Below are 5,721 nucleotides of genomic sequence, written 5' to 3'. Positions count from 1 at the left end.
GCGCGAGACGTCCCTACATCGCGTTCGCGGCAAGGCCGGCGCCGGTTCGGTTCAGTCGCAGCCGAGGGTGGCCGCCGCCCGCAGCAGGCCGGCGGCCAGCGCCTCGTCCCCGGTCACGGCTGCGCCGACCGCGGCCGGGTCGCGGCGGTTGCCCGTCAGGTAGAAGAAGTCGGTCGCCGGGACGGTGACGGTGGCCGCCGGCGGGCCGGTCCCGGCGGGCGGCGCCGTCCAGCTCCCGCCCCCGGCCCCTCCAGGCGCAGGGCGACGGCCCGGCCGGGACGCTCCACGCCGAGGGCTCGGAGGGCCGGGGGCAGCAGCCGCACGCCCATGGTCAGGACGCCATGGGGGTGGGCGGGACCGGGCGGGCGGGGCGGGCGCCCGGACGCGGCGCGCACGTCGTCGGCGTGGATCCAGGTCTCGAACGCCTGGCCCAGCGCGGCATCCGGGCCCGCCGCCGGCGGTGGCGGCGGCCAGGTGGGCCTCGACCTCGGCGGCCTCCCCCGGTTCGAGCGCGCCGGCGGCGTACGCGCCGAGCGCCGGCGCGACCCGGGCGTGCTCCTCCTCCACCAGCCCCGCCCTCCTTTGCGGTGCGCCGCTCCCCGATCGTAACCCCTGGCGTGGAGGCCACGGGCCGGGGACAATGCGGCCGGAGCGACAAAGGAGCTGCCCATTGCGTATCGAGTCGTCGGTCACCTCCCTTTCATGGATCCCGCTCGGGGCGATGGAAGGCGCCGGCACCGAGCTGGCCTTCCGCCTCGGCATCGCCCACTACGACCCGCCGCCCCCGGAGACGCTGGAGGACCTCGAGGCGCTCCGGGCCGCCGACCGCTTCCGGTTCGCCAACCATCTGCGGGCCTGGATCGAGGTCGAGGACGGCCGCATCGTCGACCACGGCCACGTCGGTGGCGGCCTGATCGGCAGCACCACCCTGCGCCTCGGCTCGCGCGACCTGACCTTCGCCGCCATGCCCTTCCCGGACCTGCGCCCCAAGCCCGAGATCGGCGACGGCTGGGTCCGGTTCGTGCAGTCGGCCGGCGGGCGTACCGGCGCGCCGGCGCCGCGGCGCATCCGCCGCCCGCCGTTCGTCCAGTGGATCGCCCCGGCCGCCTGGTCGACCCTCGCCCTCGCCATCCACGCCGACGGCCGGGCCACCTACGAGGTCGTCTGGGCCAGCCCCTTCCCCCGGCACTGGATCTACGACCACGAGGGCACGCTGGTCGCCAAGACGGGCCGGATCGACTTCGACCGCTGGTTCCGCGAGACCGAGCTGCAGCGCACCCCCTGGGGCGACGAGGACTCGCCGGCGCTGGTCGTCGCCGCCGAGACGGCCCTGGAGCGGCGCCTGTCGGTGGCCATCATCGACGGCAAGCCCTCGTTCCGGCGCCTGCAGGCCGGCGAGACCCTGGTCGAGCAGGGCGACACCGGCACCGACGTCTACCTCCTGTTCGACGGCGTGCTCCGGGTCGAGATCGACGGCAAGGCGGTCACCGAGCTCGGCCCCGGGGCCGTGGTCGGCGAGATGGCCCTGCTCGAGGGGGGACGGCGCACGGCCACCCTGCGGGCGGTCACCCCCTGCCGGATCGCCGTGGTCGCCGGCGACCAGCTCGACCGCGACGCCCTCGCGGAGGTGGCACGGGCCCGCCGCGAGCCGGACGGCTGACCATGGCCGCGGCGGCCGTGCCCAGGCGGGCGACGCTGCGCGTCGCCGTGTGGGCCTTCCATCTGGTCCTGCCCCTGCTCGGGCTGTGGCTGCTGCTGGCCCAGCCCCATTTCGACGTCATCCTGGAGCACCACGGCATCCACTTCGGGCTGGTGGTGGCCGTGGCCGCCGTCAACGTGGCCCTCGGCGTGCGCGTGAGCGAGGTGTCACGCCGCCGCGCCGACGCCCGCCTGTTCCTGGTGTCGCTGGTGTTCCTGTCCAGCGCCGGGTTCCTGCTGCTGCACGCCCTGGCCACCCCCCAGATCCTGCTCACCGGGCGCAACGCCGGCTTCGCCATCGCCACCCCGGTGGGGCTGCTGCTGGCGTCGGTGTTCGCCGTCGTCTCCTCCCTGGACCTGACCCCCGAGCGGGCCGACGCCGTGCTGCGCCGCCAGGCGCTGCTCCGGGGCGGCCTGCTGGCGCTGATGGTCGCCTGGGCGGTGGTGTCGCTCCTCGGGCTGCCGCCGCTGGACGCCCCCCTGGCCGAGGAGGCCAGCCGGGGCCCGCTGACCCTCATGGCCGTGGCCGGGGTGGCCCTGTACGCGCTGGCCTCGGCCCGCTACTGGCGGCTGCACCGGCGGCGGCCGTCGGTGATCCTGATCGCCGTCCTCACCGCCTTCGCCCTGCTCGCCGAGGCCATGATCGCGGTCGTCCTGGCCCGCAACTGGCACGCCTCCTGGTGGGAGTGGCACCTGCTGATGGCGTTCGCCTTCGCCTTCGTCTACTACAGCGCCCACGTGCAGTACGTTCGGGAGGGCTCCTGGTCCAGCCTGTTCCACGGCATCTACCTCCAGGAGACCATCGGGCAGATCCGCCGCGAGCACGCCGCCGCCCTGGAGGCGCTGGTCGAGGCCATGCAGCAGCCCCAGGGCGACGGCGCCCGGCCGGTCGCCCGAGTGGTGGCCGACCTGGCCGACCGTTTCGACCTGACCGAGGGCCAGGCCCAGGTGCTGGAGCAGGCCGCCCAGGCGCTGGTGGCCGAGCGCGAGCAGATCGAGCGCCTGCGTGCCCTGGTGGCCGTCGGGGCCGAGGCGCGGGTGATCGTGGATGAGCGCCGGCTGCTGGAGCGCGGGGTCGAGCTGACCGGCCAGGCACTGCGGCCCGACGCGCTGCGGGTCGGGCTGGTCGAGGGCGAGCAGCTGGTGTTCCCGGGGTCGATGCGGGCCGGCCGCTGGCCGGAGGAGGACGCGGAGGCCGGGGACGCCGAGCAGCCGGTCGACGACGGCGGCGACCCGTGCGGCGCCTCGCTGAAGTCGCTGGAGCCGGTCGAGGAGCCCGAGGGAGCCGGGGGGCGGCTGGTCCTGCCGCTGACGGTCAAGGACCGCGCGGCCGGGGTGCTGGACGTGCGCCGGGCCGAGGGGCCTTTCGCCGACCGGGACCGGTGGCTGCTGCGGGCCCTGGCCAGCCAGCTGTCCATCGGGCTGGAGAACGCCCGGCTCTACCGCCAGCTCGACGGGCTGTTCCGCCAGTACATGTCGCCCGACGTGGCCACCGCCCTGCTGGCCGACCCGACCCAGGCCCGCCTGGGCGGGGAGGTGGCCGAGGTGACGGTGCTCTTCGCCGACCTGCGCGGCTTCACGCCGTTCTCGGAGCGGACCACCCCCGACCGGGTGGTGGCCATGCTCAACCAGTACTTCGGCCGGGCCGTGCCGGTGCTGCTGGCCAACGGGGGCACGGTGGTCCAGTTCGTCGGCGACGCCGTCATGGTCCTGTTCAACGCCCCGGCCCGCCAGCCCGACCACGCCCTGCGGGCGGCCCGGGCGGCCCTTGGCATGCAGGCGGCCATCGAGGCCGTCGCCGAGCGCGAGCCCGACTGGCCCCGGTTCCGGATCGGGGTCAACACCGGGCCCGCCCTGATCGGCAACATCGGCAGCGACGAGTTCCGCAACTTCACCGCCATCGGCGACACCGTCAACCTGGCCGCCCGCCTGGAGCAGGAGGTCGCCGAGGCCGGCCAGGTCGTGGTCGGCCCCACCACCCAGGCCGCCATCAAGCACCTCGCCATCGTCCGCCCCCTCGACCCCATCGAGGTCAAGGGCAAGCGCGACCCCATCGCCTGCTGGGTCCTCGAAGGCCTCAGGGACGACCCGAGCACCTGGGCCACCCGCTCCCGCCCGGCCGCGGCCGCCCCTGCCGCGGATTCGCCCGACGCCGCTGCGCCCCCGGTCCCCTCGGAGCCCCCCGCCGAAGCTGACTCGCCCTCCCCCTCTTGATGTAGACGAACGTTCGTGCTTTTATTGACCCCATGAGCAAGGGAACGGCGACCAGGCAGGCCGTACTCGACGAGGCGGCCAGGGTGGCCAGCCGGGTCGGGCTGAGCGGGCTGACCATCGGGTCGCTGGCCGCCTCGACCCAGCTCTCCAAGAGCGGCCTGTTCGCCCACTTCCAGTCCAAGGAGTCGCTCCAGCTCCAGCTGCTCGACCACACCCGGGCCCGCTTCATCGACCTGGTGATCCGCCCGGCCCTGGCCGCCCCCCGCGGCGAGCCCCGGATGCGCGAGCTGTTCCGGCGCTGGCTCGCCTGGGACGCCGAGGCCCTGCCCGGCGGCTGCCTGTTCGTCGCCGCCAGCGCCGAGTTCGACGGCCAGCCCGGCCCCGTCCGCGACCGGCTGGCCCAGGACCAGCGCGACTGGCTGGACACGATCGCCCAGGTGTTCCGCACCGGCGTCGCCGAGGGCCACTTCCGCCCCGACGCCGACCCCGTCCAGTTCGCCTACGACCTGCACGGGACGATGCTGGCCTACCACCACGCCAGCCGGCTGCTCGACGACCCCGACGCCGCCGCCCGCGCCACCCGCGCCTTCGAGGCGCTGGTGGCGGCCGCCCGCCCCGCCTCCTGAGGAGACCTCCATGCCGACCAGCCGTCGCGCAGCGATGAAGAAAAGCACGATCGTTCGGTCATTCGCCCTGCTCGAGCGGATCGCTCCCGCCGTCGGGGCCCGCTGGGCGGAGTCGCTCTGGTTCACCGTCCCCAACGGGCGCGGCGGCCACGACCGGCTGGCGCCCCCGGGCCGCCCCTTCCAGGTCGAGGTCCACGGCCGCACGGTCGCCGGCGAGGTCTGGGGCGAACGACCGGCCGTGGGCGCGCCCGACCCGGCCGGCCCCCCGGTCGTCTACCTGGTCCACGGCTGGGGCGGGTGGCGCTGGCAGCTCGACGCCTTCGCCGCCCCGCTGGTCGAGGCCGGCTTCCGCGTGGTCGCCTTCGACGCCCCCAGCCACGGCGCCTCCGACCCCGGCCCCGAAGGCCCCGGGCGCAGCTCCCTCCTCGAGTTCGCCGACGCCCTGGCCGCGGTGGTGGCCGCCAACGGCCCGGCCCACGCGGTGATCGCCCACTCCCTCGGAGCCACGGCCGCCGCCTACGCGGTGCGCGCCGGCCTGCCCGTCGGCCGCCTGGCCTTCGTCGCCCCCATGGCCGACCCCCTGCCCTACACCCGGACCTTCGCCGGCCGACTCGGCTTCGGCGAGCGGGTCCGCACCCGCCTGGTGGCCAGGATCGAGCGCCGGGTCGGCACCTCCATGTCGGCCTTTGACGTGCCCGCCATGGCCCGCCAGGTCGCCACCCCGCCGCTGCTGCTCGTCCACGACCGCCAGGACGCCGAGACCGGCTGGTCGGACAGCGCGGCCATCGCCCAGTCCTGGCCGGACACCCGCCTGATCACCACCACCGGCCTCGGTCACCGGCGCATCCTCCGCGCCCCCGCCGTGGTCACCGAGATCACCGGGTTCGTGGGCGACGCGCCGTCGGGTCAGTCCCGGAACGGGTCCCAGCCGGTCGCGCACCGCAGCAGGGACGCCGCCAGGTCGGGGTGAGCTGCGGCCCAGACGTCGTCGAACAGGTACCAGCGCTCGTAGCTGAAGTGCTGGTCGACGTGCACGGCCGCCTGGACGAGGTGGCTGGTCACCTGGATTCGGGAGAGGGCCGGATTCCGCCAGTGGCTCTCGGTCCGGGGACCCGACTGGAGCTCGCTGAGGACGCGGACCAACCGGGCGTGGGCGGTGGTGTGAGGCTCCTCGGCGGACCGG

Annotated in this window: 5 protein-coding genes and 1 pseudogene; 4 read left to right on the top strand and 2 right to left on the bottom strand. The window is 75.5% G+C overall.

All coding sequences use genetic code 11. The annotated features are described in order from the left end of the window. Positions 1-51 precede the first annotated feature (51 nt). Positions 52-567 (bottom strand): zf-HC2 domain-containing protein, encoded by a 516-nt coding sequence (locus VF468_06195; protein ID HEX5877900.1) that lies wholly within the window; start codon positions 565-567, stop codon positions 52-54. 103 nt (positions 568-670) lie between these two features. Between VF468_06195 and VF468_06190 the strand changes: the two genes are divergently transcribed. The 4 genes and pseudogenes from VF468_06190 to VF468_06175 all read left to right on the top strand — a co-directional run bounded on the left by VF468_06190 (position 671) and on the right by VF468_06175 (position 5,508). Then, on the top strand, positions 671-1,660 hold the full coding sequence (locus VF468_06190; protein ID HEX5877899.1) for a cyclic nucleotide-binding domain-containing protein: 990 nt from the start codon (positions 671-673) through the stop codon (positions 1,658-1,660). A gap of 2 nt (positions 1,661-1,662) precedes the next feature. After that, a pseudogene (locus VF468_06185) lies at positions 1,663-3,756 on the top strand (adenylate/guanylate cyclase domain-containing protein). A gap of 188 nt (positions 3,757-3,944) precedes the next feature. After that, entirely contained in the window at positions 3,945-4,538 is a 594-nt protein-coding gene (locus VF468_06180) for a TetR/AcrR family transcriptional regulator (GenBank protein ID HEX5877898.1), read from the top strand. A 10-nt stretch (positions 4,539-4,548) separates the two neighbouring features. Then, a complete protein-coding gene (locus VF468_06175; GenBank protein HEX5877897.1) occupies positions 4,549-5,508 on the top strand; it encodes an alpha/beta fold hydrolase in 960 nt (319 codons plus the stop codon). Here the strand turns inward: VF468_06175 and VF468_06170 are convergent. Further along, the coding region (locus tag VF468_06170; GenBank protein ID HEX5877896.1) for a hypothetical protein at positions 5,445-5,721 on the bottom strand (277 nt) is incomplete at its 5' end. The genes VF468_06175 and VF468_06170 overlap by 64 nt on opposite strands.

Source organism: Actinomycetota bacterium, assembly GCA_036280995.1.
In the GTDB taxonomy this organism is placed as follows: Bacteria; Actinomycetota; CALGFH01; order CALGFH01; family CALGFH01; genus CALGFH01.
The sequence above is the reverse complement of the archived record's forward strand: the minus strand, read 5'-3'. Positions and strand labels throughout refer to the sequence as shown.

Bases quoted from the DNA above. Each gene is read 5' to 3' on its own strand.
- VF468_06175 (HEX5877897.1), top strand. From the start codon at position 4,549: ATGCCGACCAGCCGTCGCGCAGCGATGAAGAAAAGCACGATCGTTCGG.
- VF468_06180 (HEX5877898.1), top strand. From the start codon at position 3,945: ATGAGCAAGGGAACGGCGACCAGGCAGGCCGTACTCGACGAGGCGGCC.